This window comes from Mesotoga sp. UBA5847 (assembly GCF_002432735.1).
In the GTDB taxonomy this organism is placed as follows: domain Bacteria; phylum Thermotogota; class Thermotogae; order Petrotogales; family Kosmotogaceae; genus Mesotoga.
In genome coordinates this window covers 1-19,329 of the sequence record NZ_DJGL01000056.1, presented here as the reverse complement: position 1 = coordinate 19,329, position 19,329 = coordinate 1, and the positions used below count along the sequence as shown (strand labels likewise).

The 19,329-nt window shown below is 46.1% G+C and carries 18 protein-coding genes and 1 tRNA gene; 13 read left to right on the top strand and 6 right to left on the bottom strand.

Going from position 1 to position 19,329, the window contains the following annotated elements; all coding sequences use genetic code 11:
- Position 1: 1 nt before the first annotated feature.
- From B3K91_RS05875 to B3K91_RS05855, 5 genes are all read right to left on the bottom strand, one after another.
- A complete protein-coding gene (locus B3K91_RS05875) occupies positions 2-1,201 on the bottom strand; it encodes an ABC transporter ATP-binding protein (RefSeq protein ID WP_292592171.1) in 1,200 nt (399 codons plus the stop codon).
- Entirely contained in the window at positions 1,198-2,214 is a 1,017-nt protein-coding gene (locus tag B3K91_RS05870) for an ABC transporter ATP-binding protein (RefSeq protein WP_214078627.1), read from the bottom strand. Before B3K91_RS05870 ends, B3K91_RS05875 begins: the two co-directional genes overlap by 4 nt.
- Positions 2,215-2,227: 13 nt before the next feature.
- Positions 2,228-3,109 carry an ABC transporter permease gene (locus B3K91_RS05865; protein WP_292588063.1) on the bottom strand — a complete coding sequence of 294 codons (882 nt, stop codon included), beginning with the start codon at positions 3,107-3,109 and terminating at the stop codon, positions 2,228-2,230.
- 14 nt (positions 3,110-3,123) lie between these two features.
- Positions 3,124-4,158 (bottom strand): ABC transporter permease, encoded by a 1,035-nt coding sequence (locus B3K91_RS05860; RefSeq protein WP_213918043.1) that lies wholly within the window; start codon positions 4,156-4,158, stop codon positions 3,124-3,126.
- Positions 4,159-4,270: 112 nt separating this feature from the next.
- Positions 4,271-6,118 carry an ABC transporter substrate-binding protein gene (locus B3K91_RS05855; RefSeq protein WP_213918045.1) on the bottom strand — a complete coding sequence of 616 codons (1,848 nt, stop codon included), beginning with the start codon at positions 6,116-6,118 and terminating at the stop codon, positions 4,271-4,273.
- Positions 6,119-6,291: 173 nt separating this feature from the next.
- On the opposite strand from B3K91_RS05855, the gene B3K91_RS05850 reads away from it, so the two are divergent.
- Positions 6,292-6,366 (top strand) — tRNA-Val (locus B3K91_RS05850).
- A gap of 21 nt (positions 6,367-6,387) precedes the next feature.
- Here B3K91_RS05850 and B3K91_RS05845 read toward each other — a convergent pair.
- Positions 6,388-7,236, bottom strand: a complete 849-nt coding sequence (locus B3K91_RS05845; protein WP_292592170.1) for a purine-nucleoside phosphorylase — start codon at positions 7,234-7,236, stop codon at positions 6,388-6,390.
- Between the two features lie 120 nt (positions 7,237-7,356).
- Here B3K91_RS05845 and B3K91_RS05840 point away from each other — a divergent pair, with 120 nt between their 5' ends.
- The 12 genes from B3K91_RS05840 to B3K91_RS05785 all read left to right on the top strand — a co-directional run bounded on the left by B3K91_RS05840 (position 7,357) and on the right by B3K91_RS05785 (position 19,297).
- The gene (locus B3K91_RS05840; RefSeq protein ID WP_292592169.1) at positions 7,357-9,099 is read left to right on the top strand and encodes a proline--tRNA ligase; all 1,743 of its coding nucleotides are present in this window, start codon (positions 7,357-7,359) and stop codon (positions 9,097-9,099) included.
- Positions 9,099-9,998: a signal recognition particle-docking protein FtsY gene (gene ftsY, locus B3K91_RS05835; RefSeq protein WP_292592168.1), complete on the top strand. Its 900-nt coding sequence runs from the start codon at positions 9,099-9,101 to the stop codon at positions 9,996-9,998. The genes B3K91_RS05840 and ftsY overlap by 1 nt, the downstream gene beginning before the upstream one ends.
- Positions 9,999-10,011: 13 nt before the next feature.
- Positions 10,012-10,476 carry an RrF2 family transcriptional regulator gene (locus tag B3K91_RS05830; protein ID WP_292592167.1) on the top strand — a complete coding sequence of 155 codons (465 nt, stop codon included), beginning with the start codon at positions 10,012-10,014 and terminating at the stop codon, positions 10,474-10,476.
- Between the two features lie 62 nt (positions 10,477-10,538).
- Positions 10,539-11,015: a pantetheine-phosphate adenylyltransferase gene (gene coaD / locus B3K91_RS05825; RefSeq protein ID WP_214078636.1), complete on the top strand. Its 477-nt coding sequence runs from the start codon at positions 10,539-10,541 to the stop codon at positions 11,013-11,015.
- A gap of 78 nt (positions 11,016-11,093) precedes the next feature.
- Complete coding sequence (gene tsf / locus B3K91_RS05820) at positions 11,094-11,699, top strand: translation elongation factor Ts (RefSeq protein ID WP_099829028.1); 606 nt, start codon at positions 11,094-11,096, stop codon at positions 11,697-11,699.
- Positions 11,700-11,745: 46 nt separating this feature from the next.
- The gene (locus B3K91_RS05815) at positions 11,746-12,447 is read left to right on the top strand and encodes a uridine monophosphate kinase (protein ID WP_103133798.1); all 702 of its coding nucleotides are present in this window, start codon (positions 11,746-11,748) and stop codon (positions 12,445-12,447) included.
- A gap of 12 nt (positions 12,448-12,459) precedes the next feature.
- Positions 12,460-13,743, top strand: coding sequence for a phosphopyruvate hydratase (gene eno / locus B3K91_RS05810; protein WP_103133797.1), 1,284 nt, complete (start codon positions 12,460-12,462; stop codon positions 13,741-13,743).
- A gap of 59 nt (positions 13,744-13,802) precedes the next feature.
- A complete protein-coding gene (locus B3K91_RS05805) occupies positions 13,803-14,471 on the top strand; it encodes a serine dehydratase beta chain (protein ID WP_214061317.1) in 669 nt (222 codons plus the stop codon).
- Between the two features lie 2 nt (positions 14,472-14,473).
- Complete coding sequence (locus tag B3K91_RS05800) at positions 14,474-15,349, top strand: L-serine ammonia-lyase, iron-sulfur-dependent, subunit beta (RefSeq protein ID WP_292594266.1); 876 nt, start codon at positions 14,474-14,476, stop codon at positions 15,347-15,349.
- Positions 15,350-15,470: 121 nt separating this feature from the next.
- Positions 15,471-15,731: a 30S ribosomal protein S15 gene (gene rpsO, locus B3K91_RS05795; protein ID WP_099829023.1), complete on the top strand. Its 261-nt coding sequence runs from the start codon at positions 15,471-15,473 to the stop codon at positions 15,729-15,731.
- 103 nt (positions 15,732-15,834) lie between these two features.
- The gene (locus B3K91_RS05790; protein WP_292592164.1) at positions 15,835-18,018 is read left to right on the top strand and encodes a polyribonucleotide nucleotidyltransferase; all 2,184 of its coding nucleotides are present in this window, start codon (positions 15,835-15,837) and stop codon (positions 18,016-18,018) included.
- A gap of 7 nt (positions 18,019-18,025) precedes the next feature.
- The gene (locus B3K91_RS05785) at positions 18,026-19,297 is read left to right on the top strand and encodes a M16 family metallopeptidase (RefSeq protein ID WP_292594264.1); all 1,272 of its coding nucleotides are present in this window, start codon (positions 18,026-18,028) and stop codon (positions 19,295-19,297) included.
- Positions 19,298-19,329 lie beyond the last annotated feature (32 nt).

The following is a 19,329-nucleotide window of genomic DNA, read 5'->3' as shown; positions in this document are numbered from 1 at the left end:
ATCATAAACCTCTCTTCAGTTCTCCAGGGAAGAAACAGGACACGAAATGCCCTCCACCTACGTCCTGAAGCTTGGGTTCTTCCTTTGAGCAAACGTCCTTCGCTATCGGACATCTCGGATGGAATCTACAGCCAGAGGGTGGATTTATTGGGCTGGGAACGTCCCCTTCGAGAAGTATTCTTTGTTTCTTCTTTTCAGGGTTAGCCTCGGGAATTGCAGACATCAAAGAGACCGTGTACGGATGGAGAGGGTTATCGAATAATTTCTTCTTGTCTGATAGCTCGGCTATCTTTCCGAGGTACATAACGGCAACGCGCTTGCTTACATGCTTCACGACTCCAAGATCGTGTGCAATAAACAGGTATGTAAGTCCGAACTCCTTTTGAAGATCACTTAGAAGATTTAGAATCTGGGCTTGAATCGAAACGTCAAGCGCGGAGACGGCCTCGTCGCATACAATAAGCTTTGGATTCAGAATTAGCGCTCTGGCAACTCCTATCCTCTGTCGCTGCCCGCCGCTGAACTCATGAGGGAACCTCGACATATGATCCTTTGACAGACCGACTTTTGTCATAATATCGGCGACTTTGTCCAGAACGTCACGGCCAGTTGCAAGACCATGAATTCTTGCTCCCTCGCCGATTATGTTCTTAACCCTCATTCTTGGATTAAGCGAAGAAAAGGGATCCTGGAAGATAATCTGAGCATCTCTTCTAAAAGCCTTCCTCTTCTCTTCTCTATTTCCCAGAAGACTCTTGATGAACTCACTCCTGTCTTCATTGAATTCTTTGAAATACTTCTCAGCCATACTCTTATCGAACTCATCTTCAATAGAGTTAAGGGCGCCCTCAACCGTCCCTGCCTTTGCTTTCAAATCGACGAATTTATCAATATACGTACTTTTCAGGTACTTTCTTGCCTTCAAAGCCGGCATGAAGAAATGCGTCGTATCTTCGTCTCCAACGATTATTCTTCCCGAGGTCGGCTCATATAATCTTAGAACAGTCATCCCGGCAGTTGTCTTTCCACAACCTGACTCTCCGACTAGCCCAAGTGTCTCCTTCTCATATACATTGAAACTGACGTCATCCACGGCCTTCACCTGATCAACAACTCTTCTGAAGACTCCTGCTTTTACTGGGAAATATTTTATTAGTCTGTCTGATCTGAGAAGCAGTTTGCTTTCGCTGGATTTACTCATGCAGTCTCACCTGCCCTAGATACCTTGATAGTTTCAATAAGCTTATCGATATGCCAGCAGGCAGCAGTGTGTTCGTTTTCTATCTCTACCAGTGGCGGCTCTTCCTTTCGGCACTTATCGGTAGCGAGAGGGCATCTCGTATTGAACCTGCATCCGTCTGGGAAATCAAGAGGGTCAGGAACGACACCGGGAATGTTATAGAGAACCTCTTTATCTTCATCCAGCTTGGGAATCGCATTCATTAGCCCCCAGGTGTATGGATGCCTTGGATTTTTGAATAGGGTATGAACGTCGGCATATTCAACAACCTTTCCGGCGTACATCACTACGACTCTCTGGGCCATCTCTGCAATGACTCCCAGGTCATGAGTAATCATTACTAGAGCCATACCATACTGATCCTGAAGAGACTTCATGAGCTCAAGTATCTGCGCCTGAATAGTCACGTCAAGAGCAGTCGTGGGCTCATCTGCGAAAAGCAGTTTGGGATTACAGGATAGAGACATCGCTATCATAGCTCTTTGGCGCATCCCTCCAGAGAGTTCGTGGGGATATTCATCGATCCGCTTTTCAGGTTCGGGAATTCCAACCTTCTTAAGCATATCTATTGCCATTTTCCGGGCCTTCTTTTCGTCAACATCCTGATGAAGCAAGATAGCTTCCATTATCTGGAATCCTATCGTGAAAACCGGATTCAGAGCCGTCATGGGTTCCTGAAAAATCATAGCCATATCGTTTCCCCTGATCTTCATCATCTTGGATTCCGGAATCGCCATTACATCTTGGTCGTCGAAGATTATCTTACCGCCTGCAATTTCCCCCTTCTCATCAAGAAGTCTCATTATCGAAAGAGAGGTGACACTCTTTCCGCAACCAGATTCGCCGACGATTCCAAGCGTCTCTCCGGGAAAGACCTCGAACGTCACTCCATCGACGGCTTTCACGATTCCATCCTCTGTGTGAAAATAGGTTCTCAAATCTTCAACCTGCAACAGTGCTTTCTTCTTATCCATGACTCAAACCTCCTTAGCTTCTCATTCTCGGGTCGAAGATATCTCTAAGCGCATCTCCGACAAGGTTCCATGCAAGAACGAAGAGCACCATGGCAGTACCGGGGAAGACAATTGCAAACCATGACTGGTCAAGCATCGTCATCCAGTTCCTTGAATAGGAAAGTATCGTTCCCCAGTCGGCATAACCCGGTTCTGCCCCAACTCCTAGGAAGCTCAATCCTGCTGCAGTAATAACATAAGAACCTATTCTCATTGACATCTGAACGACAACCGGAAAGATCGTGTTTGGAAGGATATGCTTGATAATAATCTTCCAATCCTTCTGTCCAAGAGCTTTTGCTGCGAGCACATATTGCTCTTCTCTCGCTTGAAGGATATTTCCCCTAATAAGACGCGCTGTGCTCATCCAACCGAAGATGATCAGAGCAATAATTACTTTGTCCAACCCCTTGCCCAGAATCGTTGTCATAACCATTGCAGCAACCAGGAAGGGAATCGACAAGAATATATCCGTTATCCTCATGAGGATTTCGTCGACCCATCCTCCGAAGTACGCAGAGATCGAACCAACAATCACACCGATGAGGGCAGAGAAACTGGTAATGATCAAACCCAGTCTGAAAGCCGTTCGTGTTCCCCAGATTACACCGTAGAAAACATCTCTCCCACCGATAACCCCAAACGGGTGTTCGGCCGAAGGAGCTATCGGTTTCGACGACCACGAAACTCTGGGGATCTGGTAGTTATTGCCCATTTCATTAACACCAGCAATCTGAGGGGCAAAGATCGCTATGATTATGAAGAAGATCAGCAGACAAGTACCAAGAACTGCCGTTCCGTTTGTCCAATATTTCTTCATGATCTTTCTGAATTCACTCTTTCTCTTTGCAGGCATCAATAGCTTCCCCCTCACTCTAGCCTTATTCTCGGGTCAACAAGGGCGTAAGAGACATCAACAACCAGATTGCCAACAACCATAATAAATGAGAAGAACAGAGCTCCGCCAATTATTGACCAGTAATCCAAGAGGCTCGCAGCATCCGCAAGGAATCTGCCCATTCCTACTCTGGAGAAAATTGTTTCAACAAAGACTGTTCCTCCAAGCAAGCCCATTACTGATCCTCCGGCAACAGTAATAACAGGGATCATGGCGTTTCTCTTTGCATGCTTTCTAATTACTATTCTCTCAGGAACGCCTTTTGCTCTCGCCGTTCGTATATAGTCCTTCCTGAGAACTTCGAGCATACTTGAACGAGTAATTCTGAGCAAATAAGCCCACCAAAGATAAGCAAGAGTCAGAACAGGGAGAATAATGTGTCTCAGTGCATCGATAAATATATCAAGTCTGCCGTTAAGAAGCGCATCTATTGTTGGCATGCTGGTTATGGTCTTCCATTCTGCGGTCCTCATGACCAAGTCAAATTGAGTGCTGACCATCCCGGGTGGAAACCAGCCAAGAATTGAGTAAAAGACAAGCAGGAGTAAAAGCCCAAAAACAAAATCAGGAAGAGACCAACCCACAAGCGCGAAGACCCTTATGAATTGATCTAAGAATTTGTTCTGATTAACCGCAGAAATCACTCCCAACCATATTGCAACAAGAATTACGGGAATAATCGCGTAAATCGTCAATTCAAGAGTATATGGGAAACGTTCTAGCATTGATGGGAGTACTCCTTTTTTCCCAACCATGGAGTATCCAAAATCCCCTTGAAGGATGTTTCCCAGCCATTTGAAGTACTGGACAGGCATAGGTTCATCAAGACCGTATTTCTTGATCAGTCTCTCTGCTGCATCTGGTGTCTTCAATGCTTCAGGACTCTTTACGTATGAGGCAAGAAGCCTGTCTGGTCCAAGGGCCCAGATCATAGAAAAAATAATCAGAGTAACACCTAGCATTATCAATGGCAGAAGAAGGAGCCTTCTGATTATATAAGCAGTCACCTGAGTATCACCCCTCTTTCATCAAGACAAAGAAGTACTCTATTATAATTCATGTTTCCGTTCAAAAAAAGAGCCGGGTAATAAAACCCCGGCTCTCTTCGGGATATATCAATTACTGCTTCTTCGAAAGCTGGTAGTAGTAGAATCCAGATCTTACTAGATGAGGATGCCACCCTTCAACCCAAGGTGCTCTCACATTGAGACCCGTGGGCATGTAAAGCGGAATTCCAAGAGCTGCCTCAATGGCCTTCTCTTGAACATCTCTGTAGAGAGCAAATCGTTCATCATTGTCAACCGACGCTGCGGCCTTGCTTATATTTGCATCCACATTTTCGGCTGCCCATTCCTGGAATGGTACTCCCTGTCTTGATGCATAAACTCCGTAGCTTGCGTAGTAAGTAGCAATGAAATTGTGTGGGTCAGGATAATCAGCGAGCCAGCCAATTGTGAACAACGGAAGGAATCCATTCCTCTGGGCCGCAAGGTAAGTTGGCCACTGCACGCCCAAGGTTTCAACCTTGAATTTCGGGTTGATCATGTTCACGAAGTAAGCGAGCATCTCAGCGATTGTCTGTCTTTCATCGTTGCCGGTGTTGTATAGGATCTGGATCTTAAAACCTTTTTCCCATACTTCTCCGCCCCAGGCCTTCTTGAATTCTTCGGCGGCCTTTGCGAGATTGAACTCTGGAAGCGGAAGCGTTTCGTCATATCCGAGGAATCCCTGCGGAAGATCACTTGGAACAAGGACCCCATTCCCATTTAGTACTTCATCAACAAACGTAGCTCCATCATAACAGAAAGCAAATCCTCTTCTAACGTGAATATCGGAGAAGAAATCTCTCGGAACTCCGTTTCCATCAAGCTTTCCGCTGCCTAGATACTCGCTACCTTCAGCAACTAGCCAGTTAAAGTGAAGGGAAGTGATGCTTGCAGTCGGATAACCTTTAGTTACAACGGCTTTTCCCTCTGCGGCAAGAGCTTCTGCCTGATCAAGGTAAGAAGAACCGAAGTAACAGATGTCGGCATCCCCAGCTTCAAAGATTGCCTTCCTTGTGGAGAACTCATCGATTCCCCAAATAACGACTGTCTTAAGCTTTGCGGGGCCTGCCCAGTAGTCGTCAAATCTCTCAAGAATGACCTTTTGCTGCGCAGTGTCCCATTCAACAAGCTTGAACGGCCCACAACCTGCTGCTGCCGCATGGTATGGGCTTTCCTGTGGCTCGAGATCGTGCCATTTCCACCAGCCGTCTGCTTTACCGTCCCATGCGCCATTCTCAATTCCCCACTTGGAGTCCACAATGGCTCCCCAAGACCCGAAGTGGGCTATTGTACTCATAAATGGTCCCCAAGCAGAATCAAGAGTGAAAACGATGTTGTTCCCATCAACAGCAACTCTTGGGCTTACAACTTCTTCATAGAAGGAAATCAGCTTCTGTTTTGCTTCTTCGGAGGTTGCATTCTTTTCTGCATCTACAGCCTCTGAATAAGGCATTCCTGCGTAGTCCTCGAACCATCCTTCGACGCTTGCAAACTTTCCGCCTGTGAGCGCTTCAATGATCATCCACTGCGGACCACCTGACGGGTCACCAAGAATATACCTGTCAAATGAATACTTGACGTCCTCAGGAGTAAGAATATTCCCTGTATGGAACTTGACGCCTTCTCTAATCGGGAATATAAACTTGAGCGCTCCAGCCTCTTCTACTACAAGACCATTTTCTACTGATGGAACCGCTGTCGAAATCATTGGCAGAAATTCCGTGACAGACTCACCATCATACTGAATCAAGTTATCATATAGATTCAATATTGCCTCACCACTTGCCGTATCGTAAGAGTGAAGAGGATCAAGAGTCTCCGGCATTCCAATAGTAAGATTCACAAATGTCTCTGGGTCGCTTGCAAACGCAGTAAACGCTAAGAAAAGCATAGTAAGTGTTACCAGCAAAATCTTTTTCACTAATGTTGCCCCCTTTCAAAATAGAGATGAGTGTGATAGTACAATTATAATCTATGGAGCCTATAAATTCAAAATGCCGTTAACCTGCACGTATTATTTCGTAATCCAAATCAACTTCGCGACTTAATTGTATTGACAACGCTCTTAAGACGATGGTAGAATCAATCTTGTTCGGGTGCGTAGCTCAGTGGAAGAGCGCTTCCTTGACGAGGAAGAGGCCGTAGGTTCAATCCCTACCGCACCCACCAGGGGAGAGAGATTGTCTCTCCCTATATTTTTTCCAGAGTCTTAAGTATCAACTTACTTATATCGTTTCCTGCTCTCTTAGCCATTTCAAGGACCTCCTCGGCTGTAAGAGGCTTCAAATCGTCCGGAACTGCTCTGTCCGATATCGCAGAAAGGCCGAGTACCCTGATACCTGCGTGACGCGCTACTATAACTTCCGGTACGGTCGACATGCCGACAGAATCCGCACCGAATCGTCTCAGCATCCTGAGTTCCGCAGGAGTCTCAAAATTCGGACCTGCCACACCTACATAAACTCCTTCATAGACGCCTATACCAAGCTCTTTGGCAGAAATAAGCGCCTTTTCCAACAGATCTTTGTCTATCGGCTCGCTCATGTCCGGGAAGCGTGGACCCCATTCATCGACATTTTGACCTATAAGAGGATTGTCGCCCATGAAGTTGATGATGTCTTTTATCAGCATGACTCTCCCCACCTCGAAATCAGGGTTCAGACCGCCCGAAGCATTGGTGATCAGAAGTACTTCTACACCCAGTTCTTGCATTATCCTTATTGGAAAAGTCACAGTTTTCATGGAGTAACCTTCGTAAAAATGAAAACGTCCATTCATAAGCATCACATTGTGGTGGAGGGCATTCCCGAAAGTTAGCTCGCCCTTATGACCGGGAGCAGTTGACAACGGGAAGCCGGGAATCTCATCGTAAGGAATTGATACTGCGTTCTCAAGGCTATTAGAAACATCTCCAAGCCCACTGCCAAGAATCACTGCAACTTTTGGCTTCAGCTCAACTTCCTTTTCAATGAAACGAGCAGCTCTCTTTACGTTTTCAACATATTCCCTGAGCTCTTCTTGAAGTACAGAAATACTCATGCTCGTCCTCCTTATAAGTCATATACTGTATTATATCAAAACGTCAAACAGCTTGCAGGAACTATGCTATAATCTCACTGAATTAGTCCTGATTAGCTGAATTTCGAGAGGAGAGATCTGATGAGGTTTTCACGGCTTTATGCTCCAACATTAAGAGATGCTCCGGCCGATGCCGACCTAGTAAGTATTAGACTTCTTGTCAGAGGTGGATTTGTCAGAAAAGTTGCTGCCGGTATCTATTCATTCCTTCCGCTTGGTCTCCGGGTTCTTAAGAAGATTGAAGAGATCGTTCGTCAAGAGATGAACGCAATCGGTTCTCAAGAGATTCTGATGCCAATCATACAGCCAGCAGAATTATGGCACGAGACGGGCAGATGGGACGACTATGGCCCCGAAATGATGAGAATGCAGGACAGGCACGAGAGGTTCTTCACGCTAGGACCAACTCACGAAGAAATCATCACTCATTTGCTTAGAAATGAACTCAAGTCGTACAAGCAGCTCCCTGTTTCACTCTATCAAATCGCGATGAAGTATAGAGATGAGATTCGCCCGAGATTCGGCCTCATGAGATCAAGAGAGTTCCTGATGAAGGATGCCTACAGTTTTCACGATTCATGGACTTCTCTTGACGAAACATATAGACAGTTTTATGGAGCGTATAGCAAGATCTTGGAGAGAATAGGACTCGAATTTCTGGTTGTTGAAGCCGATTCGGGCGCAATTGGAGGTAACGAGTCTCACGAGTTCAACGTTCTCGCGGACTACGGAGAATCGACACTGCTATATTGCGACTGCGGTTATGCGGCCTCCGACGAAAAGGCCGAATACCTTTTCGAAGAGGAATCTCAGGAGAGAACGATCTCAGAGCTGCAGCTGGTACCAACTCCAAACTCGAGAACCGTCGATGAAGTGGCGGAGTGTCTTAGTGTAACTCCAAAGGAAATCGTCAAATCCCTTATATATAAAGGTAGAAAGGGCTATTATATGGCTTTGATTCGCGGAAACGAAGAGTTCAACGAATCGAAACTTAGGGCTTCTCTTGAGGATCAAACGCTAGTAATGGCAACGCCACAGGAAGTGATGGACCTGCTGGGTGTACCGATAGGATTTGTAGGCCCAATAGGGCTTAACAAGAACATTACAATAATCGCGGACAAAACAATTAAAGGACTGAAGAATGCCGTTTGTGGGGCTCTGAAGGAAGGGTACCATTACCATGGAGTTCTTCCCGGCCGTGATTTCGAGATAGACTCCTGGCATGATTTGAAAATGGTTACAGAGGGAGATCCGTGTCCTAAGTGCGGAATCCCTATGAAGTCTGTGAAAGGCATAGAGGTGGGACACATCTTCAAGCTTGGAACCAAGTATTCGGAGAAAATGAACGGATATGTTACCGATGATCAGGGTAATAGTATTCATTATATTATGGGCTGTTATGGGTGGGGAGTCTCGCGAACAATAAGTGCTGTAGTTGAACAGTTGCACGATGAAAACGGAATAATCTGGCCTCTGTCTGTCACTCCATTTGAAATCATAATAACTGCCGTAAATGCTAAGGATCCTGATGTCTTGAAGAAATCTGAGGAAATATATGGGCTTCTAATTAAGGAGGGCTACGATGTTCTCCTTGACGACAGAGAGATCTCTCCTGGAATGAAGTTCAAGGATGCCGATCTCATTGGGATTCCCATTAGAGTGACTCTGGGAAAGAAACTTCAACAGGGCATTGTTGAGGTCAAAGCCAGAACTGAAAAGAAACCGCTAGAAGTCAGTATCCAGGAAGGATTCGACCTTCTTCTCGAAGAAATAAGGAAAGAGTTGGCAGTGTATAAACCAGTTAGCATATTGGGGAACGAATGATGGGTATCTTTTCTGAATTAAAGGATAGCCTAAAGAAAACAAGAGAAAGTTTCTTCAAGAGAGTGAAGAAGCTCCTCTCTCTCGAAACGCTTGATGCAGATGCTATTGAAGAAATAGAGGAGCTTCTTATACTATCAGATATGGGCTCTGAAACTGTCGAAGAGGTAATTGAAGCTCTGAGAGAGAGAACCGAGAAAGGTAGGGAGCCCGTAGAGGTACTGAAGGAAGTGCTGATAGAAATTCTTGACATACCATTTGAAGTTCCACAGGCAAAACCGTACGTGGTCTCTGTGGTAGGTGTAAACGGCACAGGAAAGACCACGACAATAGGAAAGCTTTCGAAGCTTTACTCCGGAAAAGGAAACAAAGTTGTACTCGCAGCTTGTGATACGTTCAGAGCTGCTGCGGTTGAACAGCTGAGAATCTGGAGTGAGAGGGCGAATGTTGATTTCATCAGCCAGGGTCAAGGAGCAGACTCAGCTGCGGTTGCTTTCGATGCGATAAGTCATGCGGTGAGCAAAGGCAAAGATGTCGTCATAATCGACACTGCGGGGAGATTGCATACTCGAAGCAATCTGATGGAAGAACTGAGGAAAGTGCATAGAGTGATCGGAAAGGCATCACCCGGAGCTCCGAGTGAAGTTTTGCTTGTTCTGGATGCTACTACTGGACAGAATGGCCTGGTGCAAGCAAAGAAGTTCAAAGAGGCAGTCGACGTTACCGGAATTGTGCTAACTAAACTCGATGGCACGGCAAAGGGAGGAATAATCTTTGCAATCGTCAAGGAACTCGGAATACCGGTGAGATACATAGGCGTCGGAGAGAGAGAAGACGACTTGAAGCCTTTCGACAGCAGGGAATTTGTGAACGCTCTTCTATCTTCCGGGGAAGAGAGTTAAGAGGAGGTTTGAAATGGGTTTTACGCTGAAGAGCAGTTATGCACTGAGAGCGCTTTATAAGATGGCGAAGTCGGCCCGCGAAGGAAAGGAAAAGCTCTCGCTTATGGAGATCGTTCAGGGTAATGAGATCCCAAGAGACTTCTTGGAGAAGATCTTCGGAGAGTTGAGACAGGCGGGAATAATAAAGGCAGTAAGAGGCAGATACGGAGGATACTGTTTGGCAAGACCGGCCAATGAGATTCTTCTGAGAGACGTGATACTCAAACTCGACCGACCAATGAACTCGTATGCCTGTCTTCAGCAGAACGGCAAGTGCCTTGAAGATCCCGACTGCACCGTAAAGTATGTATGGTTTAGATTATATAACGCAATGATGAGGGAATTGGGTTCCATGACGCTTGAAAATCTTCTTATTTACGGCGACAAGATTAGCGAGACTCCCCCGGGGTCCTATAAAATATCTGAGAACCCTGAGTAGCAGACTATGAAAGGAGGGGCGCCTGTCTCCAAATGACCGGAGTGACTTGGCGCTATTTGAAGATGAAAGCCGTCTATCCAGGTTCTTTCGATCCAATAACGTATGGACACATTGATTTAGTCGAAAGGTGTAGCGAAATCTTCGACGAAGTTGTTGTACTGGTTATGGAAAACGTTAACAAGAGACACTTCTTCAATCATGAAGAAAGAATTGGGATGGTTAGAAGGGGAGTGTCTCATCTAAGAAACGTTACGATAACAACTCACAGCGGTCTACTCGTTGATTTTGCCAGAGAAAATGATGTTAAGGTAGTCATTCGTGGTCTTAGGGCTGTGTCTGACTTTGAGTTAGAACTTCAGATGGCCCACGCGAACAAAGCAATGCTTCCTGAACTTGAAACCCTCTTTCTCATGACGGAGACCACAAACTCCTTCATATCTTCGTCCATGGTGAGGGAGATTGCGGCGTTCGGGGGAGATATTTCAAAATGGGTTCCGCCCTGCGTACGAGAAGAGTTCAGAAAGAAACTCGAAAGATGACTTAACATCGCGGAAATTAATGTCGGCTCAACTGAGTTATAATTTTCCTTGGAGTTTTAGTGGAGGAGGACTTAAAAGATGGCAAATATTACCAGTGATATGGTAAAAAAGCTCCGTGATGCCACTCAAGCAGGCATGATGGATTGCAAGAGAGCATTAGTCGAAACAGATGGTGATTTCGACCAGGCAAAGGACTATCTGAGAAAGAAGGGTATACTCAAGGCAGATAAGGTTTCGGGAAGAGAGACGGCCGAGGGACTCGTTTACTCTTATATTCACCACAATGGCAAGCTCGGCGTGCTACTTGAGCTAAACTGCGTAACAGACTTTGTGGCAAGAATGGAAGAATTCAAAGAACTCGCGCATAAGATCTCTCTTCAGCTTGCAGCAATGGGAGCCAGATTCATCTCCCGAGAACACGTGCCTCAAGAAGTCATTGATAAAGAAAAGGAAATATATGCAGAGCAGATGAAAGAAAGCGGAAAGCCCGCCAATATTGTTGAAAGAATTGTTGAGAGCAAGCTCGAGAGTTTCTACAAAGACAACTGTCTTCTCGAACAGGAGTACGTATTTGAAAGCGGGAAAACGATAAATGATCTTCTTATTGAGCTTATTGCGAAGACCGGAGAGAACATCAAGCTCAGCAGATTCGTCCGCTGGCAAGTCGGAGAGTCAGAAAACTGAGTTAGGAAGGTGAGCCCGGTGCTCACCTTTTTTATTGGAGGTGCTTATGTATAGGAGAGTACTCTTGAAACTCAGCGGCGAGGTCTTGAGCGGAGAAGGTGCGAGAGGATTTGACTCTGACAGAACTGCATTTCTTATCGAAGAGCTCCGACCTGTAGTTGAAAAGGGGATTCAGCTCGCGATAGTTATCGGAGCAGGCAATATTATAAGGGGTCGCGAGCTTTCCAAAATGAGAAGCTCGAGAGCCGACGAACTGGGAATTCTTGGCACAATAATGAATTCACTCTACCTGAAGGAATCTCTCTGCATGAATGGGTTTGAAGCGATTGCGATTTCTTCGGTTGCAGGAATTCCGTCTCTTATCGAGCACAGGTACGATACAATAGAAGATGCCCTTAGCACGGGAAAGATTGTTGTATTTGGCGGGGGCACATACCTTCCGTTCTTCACAACTGACACGGCCGCTGCAGTAAGGGCGGTGGAAATTGGAGCAGACGTTCTCATTAAAGGCACAAAGGTTGACGGAGTGTATGATAAGGACCCGAAAACTAATGAAGAAGCCAGAAGAATTGAGAGAACAACATTTTCCGAGGCGATCAAGAGCAGATTTGAAATCATGGATATAGAAGCCTTTTCGATTTGTCAAAGGTACGGCCTGCCAGTCAGAGTAATCGATTTCTTTACCAAGGGCAATCTATTCGATGCTATAATTGGCGGGAAAACAGGTACGGTAGTTTTACCTGATTAGTGGAGGTGGAAAATGTACGCTCAGATTGTAGATCTAATAGCGAGAGAGGTTCTGGACTCACGGGGAACACCTACGGTTGAAGCCGAAGTCTGGTTGGATGACGGCGGTCATGGAAGAGCAATCGTCCCTTCGGGAGCGTCAACAGGCAAGTTTGAGGCCCTTGAGCTCAGAGATGGGGATAAGAAAAGATTCCTCGGGAAGGGAACCCTCAAGGCAGTTGAGAATATTAACGAAGTGATAGCTCCAGAGATTGTCGGTATGAATGCACTTGACCAGATCACCGTGGATGCTGCTCTTCTTGAGCTTGACGGAACAGAAAACAAGGACAAGCTGGGGGCCAATGCGATACTTGCAGTATCAATGGCCGTTGCCAGAGCCGCTGCCGACAGCATAGATACTCCGCTTTATAAGTATCTTGGTGGCGTCAATGCCAAAGCGCTTCCTATTCCTTTCATGAATATTGTGAATGGCGGCAAACACGCCGACAACAACCTTGATATACAGGAGTTCATGATAGTTCCTGCAGGATTCAGTCGTTTCAAGGATGCCCTCAGAGCGGGAGTAGAGATTTTCCATAATCTAAAGAAGCTCTTGAAGGATGGCGGGCACTCAACTGCAGTAGGTGATGAAGGCGGTTTTGCTCCGAGTTTTGAGAACAACGAAGCTGCACTGAAGTACATCATCAATGCAATAGACGCGGCGGGATACAAGGCTGGGGAAGAAGTGATGATCGCTCTCGACAGTGCAGCCAACGAATTCTACAATGAAGATAAGGGCCTATACAATATCGATGGAAAGGAGTTCACTCCTGACCAGCTAATAGAATACTATTCAGATCTGACAAAGAGATATCCAATAATCTCTTTGGAAGATCCATTTGCAGAAGAAGACTGGCAGAGCTTTGCCAAATTGACTGAAATGATTGGTGATAAAGTCCAAATAATCGGAGACGATCTCTTCGTGACCAATATCAAGAGGCTCGAAAGAGGCGTCAAGGAGAAATCCTCCAATTCGATCCTCATTAAGTTGAATCAGATCGGATCCGTTACTGAGACTCTAAACACAATAGAGTATGCGCAAAAGCACGGGATGACTTGCGTGATCTCTCATCGCTCAGGCGAGACCGAAGACACTTTCATCTCTCATCTCGCCGTCGCAGCTAATACAGGTATGATAAAGACCGGTTCTGCTTCAAGAACGGATAGGATAGCAAAGTACAACGAACTTCTGAGGATTGAAGAAGAACTTGGTGAGCAGGCCGAGTATAGAGGAAAGAGCTCCTTTTATAATCTTTGACCTATTTATATGGTGACGCGGAACCGTTACGGTTCCGCGTTTTCATTGGAGGCGGAAAGATGTTGCTAGATATAATTGGGCCGGCAATTGTCGGTCCGTCGAGTTCTCATACGGCAGGTATGGCTAGGCTAGGCAGAGCCTTCAGATCCCTCTTTGCTAGAACACCTACCGAGGTTGGTTTTGTCCTCAATTCTCCCCTGTATGCAACCTTCAGGGGACACGGAACCGATAGAGCCCTCATAGGCGGCATAATGGGAATAAAGGAGTCCGACCCGCAGCTAAGAGATTCCTTTCGGATTGCCAAAGAAAAGGGAATTTACTTCACATTTGAGGAAGAAGATATGGGCGATCTTCATCCAAACACAGTTAGGATAAACGGAAGTGCAGGAGGTATATTTCTGAGCGTAACCGGCGCGTCTGTTGGTGGGGGTTCAATTAAGATTACTGCAATCGATGATTTTGACACCGATGTCACGGGAAAGTACCCCTCACTGGTGATTCTGAATGCAGATGTTCCCGGGGCTCTGTCACAAATAGTTGGGGAGATTTCATCAAGCGACATGAATATCAGCAATCTCTTCCTCTCACGAGTCGATCCATTTAGGCGCGAGGCATTGTGCGTTGTTGAACTTGATAATGAACCTGATGCCCGTCTGCTCAGCGTAATTAAGAGGTTGAAGGTGGTCATGAAAGTATCCTATCTCGAAAGGCTGGATTCAATGATATGATAATGAAATTCGAAGACCTGGTGAAGGCCGCAAAAGATTCGAGGACTCCGCTGGATAAAGTGGTTTCCGATTGGTATATGATGAATACGGGGAACGATCCGAAAGCTGCTGAAGAGACTGCGAAAGAGTTAGTAAGAGAAATGCTGGGTTCCTATCATAGCAGACTCGACAGGCCTGAGAAGTCTCTTACCGGCTGGGTTGGAGATAATGATGCAAAGGCAAGAAGTCATGTGCCCGAATTTCTCAGTCCGCTGGTTTTCTCGGGAGTGAGCATTGCTCTTTCGATGTCAGAACACAACGCAAGCATGGGAAAGATAGTTGCTTGTCCAACCGCGGGAGCATGCGGAGTGGTCCCCGGAGCTCTCCTTTCTCTTCATCTGAATCGAAGCATTGATCTTGACATCCTTGGAAACGCACTGCTTGTTTCTGGAGCTGTGGGGGAGAGAATCAGGAGAAGGGCATCGATTTCTGGCGCTATGTCTGGCTGCCAGGCAGAAGTTGGAACTGCCACTGCGATGGCTTCCGTCGCTATTGTCTATGCGACCCACCCTGAGGATTATTCCGCGCTAGAAAACGCCCCCGCTCTCGCTCTGAAGTCATTGCTAGGACTAGTCTGCGATCCTGTTGGTGGCTTCGTAGAGATTCCATGTGTAAAGAGAAATGCTTTTGGTGTATCGATAGCCTTCACCGCGGCGGAGCTTGCATTAGCCGGAATAAAGTCTGCCATCCCCTTTGAAGAAGTTGCAGACTCTCTTGGAAGAGTAGGAAGAAGATTGCCTGAAGAGCTTAAGGAGACTGCCAGAGGAGGAATTGCAATTACTCCGACGGCAAAGAAGATGGTAGCGGATTTCCTGGGCGGAGAGCATAATGCATCATAATTAAATCTACTCAAGAGAGAGTTGACAATAATGCCTGATAGGTTTAGAATTGCCTTGCCCTATTCTCGGTTTGAGGCGCAGCCCATTCCTGGATATGAGGATTATATTAGGAGGCAGATACATGGAAGTCAACAGACAAGAATTGGTAAAGGAATTCCAGATCCACGAAAACGACTCCGGTTCAACCGAAGTACAGATTGCAATATTGACTGCAAGAATCAGGCATCTTACCGAGCATCTTAAGAAGCATCCAAAGGATTTTCATACCAGAAGAGGACTTCTAAAGCTTGTCGGAAGACGAAGAAAGATGTTGAGATACATAAAGACCAAGAAGCCTGAAGTATATCTTGAACTCATAAGCAAACTCGGGCTGAGAGGTTGATAGAGTAGAAATCGCTGGGAGCGGGATACCGCTCCTTTTTTGCGTGGATTTCGCACAGCTGATATAATTGGTTATTTGATGAATTGAAAAAAGAGGTGTTATTGTGAGTTACAAGAGATGGGAAAGGGAATTCTTCGGCCAGAAACTCGTTATAGAAAACGGGAAGATGGCTAAGCAGGCGGACGGTGCCGTTGTTTTGAGATATGCCGATTCAGTCTTGCTTACTACAGTAAATGGAAATGAGAAGGCAATGCCCGGAACTGACTTTCTACCGCTAACTGTTGAATATCAGGAGAAGTTCTATGCCGCCGGAAAAATTCCGGGGGGGTTTCTAAAAAGAGAGAGTAGACCTAGTGACAACGCGGTTCTCTCTGCGCGGATAATTGACAGACCTATTAGGCCTCTCTTCCCCGATGGAATGAGAAACGAGATACAAGTTATCATAACCGTTCTCTCGGCCGATCCGGATAATCCTCCCGACATTTGGGGAATAACGGCCTCTTCACTGGCACTGAATATTTCGCCTATTCCCTTCGAAGGAATCGTTGCGGGAGTTCAGGTAGGCTACATTGATGGAAAATACGTTATCTTCCCCTCCGCGGAAGAGCTTGACAGATCAGAACTCGATATAGTAGTTGCGGGAACCGAGAACGCAGTCGCGATGGTTGAAGGAGAGGCAAAAGAGGTCTCCGAAGAAGTTATGGTTGGAGCTTTGGAAGCTGCTCATGAAGCGATTAAGTCTCTTGTGGCCTTTCAGAAGGAAATCATAAGCGAGTTCGAGATAGAAAAGTGGGTAGCTGAAATTCCTGTAGCTCCCGAGGGCTTCCTCGAACCATTCAATGCAATGGTGGACAGAGAAAAGCTTGCCGCGATCATGCTAACCTCCGGCAAGAAAAACAAGGATAGAGCTCTGAAGACATACAGAGACGAGCTGATCGAGCTCTTCACTGAGAAGGCAAAGGAAACTTGGTCAGAAGAAGAGATCGAAGCGAATACTGGTTTTGTAAAAGATCTCTTTCACGACATAGAGAAAGAAGTTATGAGAAAGAGAGTTATAGAAGACGATGTCAGGATGGACGGCAGAAAACACAACGAAATCCGTCCAATCACCATTGAACTCGATCTTCTTCCAAGGGCTCATGGTTCCGCTCTTTTTACTAGAGGCGAAACTCAGAGTCTTGGTATTGTCACTCTCGGAGCCACGATGGATGAACAGATCGTCGATACTATGTTTGAAGAGGGTTCTAAGTCGTTTATGCTTCACTACAATTTTCCTCCCTTCAGCACAGGAGAAGTCAAGAGGCTTCGCGGCCCCGGCCGGAGAGAAATAGGACATGGTCATCTGGCGGAGAGATCCCTCAAGAACATCGTTCCCAAAGGTGAATCTTTCCCCTACACAATTAGGGTTGTCTCTGAAGTTCTTGAATCGAATGGCTCCTCTTCGATGGCCACGGTATGTTCTGGATCACTGGCATTGATGGCTGCAGGAGTTCCAATGGAAAAGCATGTTGCGGGAGTGGCAATGGGTATGATTCAGGAACCGGAGAAAACCGTCGTTCTCACCGATATTCTTGGAAATGAAGATCACATGGGTGACATGGATTTCAAGGTGACAGGCACACGCGACGGAATCACAGCCTTCCAGATGGACGTCAAGGTCTCGGGAGTATCCAGCGAAATAATGACAAAGGCACTAGACCAGGCGAGACTTGCGAGGTTGAAGATTCTTGACCTTATGAATGAAGCTATCTCAGAACCGAGGAAATTCGTCTCTGACTATGCTCCGATTATCAGAACAATCAACCTCCCATATGAGAAGATCGGAGAGATAATCGGGCCTGGAGGAAAGGTAATAAAGAAACTCTCTAGCGAGTATGACTCGACTATCTTCATAGATGACGAAAAGTCCCAGGCGAAAATCGTCGGAAGCAATAGAGAGAAGCTTGACCAGCTTGAGAAGGTCATTGACGCGATAATATCTGAAGTCAAACCCGGACAACTCTTTACGGGAAAGATTACCAGAGCAGAAGCCTACGGGTTCTTTGTAGAGCTTGCACCGGGAAAGACCGGTCTTCTTCATATTTCGAAGATGGGCGCTAACGGAAAGGACTTCTTGAAAGAGCACAAAGTTGGAGACACTATTCCGGTTGAGATTGCAGGGACTGATCAAATGGGCAAGATAAGTCTGAAGCTCGAAGGTGTAGAGGTTACCGAAGATAAGCGTAGAGACAACAGAAGACCTAGTCCCAGAAACGACCGAAATCGAGGAGATCGAAACAGAAAGTAGGAAGTTGATGAATAATCACTATCTTGAACTGCCAAATGGTGCAGTTATTATTGGAGAGCGAAAGGAAGAGACGAGAACCGTCTCAATGGCTTTCGCAATGAAGGTAGGCTCCGCTGATGAAGAAGACTCCATCAGCGGTGTTTCTCATTTTATTGAACACGCTCTCTTCAAGGGAACTCATAGAAGAAACGCTTTTGAGATAAAGGAGCCAATCGAAAGAATCGGAGGCAGTCTCAACGCATACACCGGAAGAGTCTCTACAGTATATTATGCGAAAGTCCCAGATACATGCGCTTCTGAAGCGTTGGAAATTCTCTTTGATTTGATCACTTCGCCTCGCTTCGATGAAGCGGCTCTTGATCTTGAGAGAGGAGTTATTCTCGAGGAGATCGCCTCGGCAGAAGATGATCCCTACGACAGGATATACGACATGACTATAGAAAAAGTCTGGGATAGGGATTTTGGCAGGCCAATCCTTGGTTATCAAGAAACGATAGAAGGGCTGGAGAGGAGCAAAGTCTCCAACTTCTACGGCCAAAACTATGTGGCTAACAACGCGATCTTTGCAGTCTCAGGTAATTACGGCGATGAGTTGCTGCGAAATGCGGAAGATAAACTTCTCTCTATGAAGAGCAACGGACATACATCTCCAGCGAAATCTCCGGTGATTGCCGACGAGCCTCTCTGGATTGTCGAAAGAAGGAAGGACCTTCAGCAGGTTCACATTTTGCTGACGAGGGATGCCCCCGGCAGGAAAAACAGAGCGGATTTTGATGCGTTCAAGATTTTCAACACTCTCTTTGGCAGTGGCATGAGTTCCATACTCTTTCACAACATTAGAGAAGAACTGGGAATGGTGTACAATATTAGTTCGGAGTTTGTTTCTTACTCTGATTCTGGAGCCATTATGATAAATGCCACCACAAGTCCGAAGAACCTCGATAATCTTGTAAGCTCATTGAAAAAGGAAATGGATAGGCTGATCGTCCATGGAGCAACGGAAGCACAGTTCAACTACGGAAAAGAAAGGGCGAGGGGCAAACTCCTGATGTCCACGGAAGGAACGCTCCTGACTCTCAGCAGATTCCTGGATGATGTAGTGATTTGCGGAAAGCCTGATTCTCTAGAAGACTTGATTGCGCGGATAGACCGTCTCACGATCGATGACGTAAATGCTTCGATCAAGAAGCACATTTCCGGCAGATGGAATGTGTCCCTCCTTCTCCCCGAAAAAAAGCTGCAGTCGACATTCCTTTCAGAAGAAAGCTTTGAAATCTGAGCCAATCCGCATGTATTCACGCAAAGAAGTGA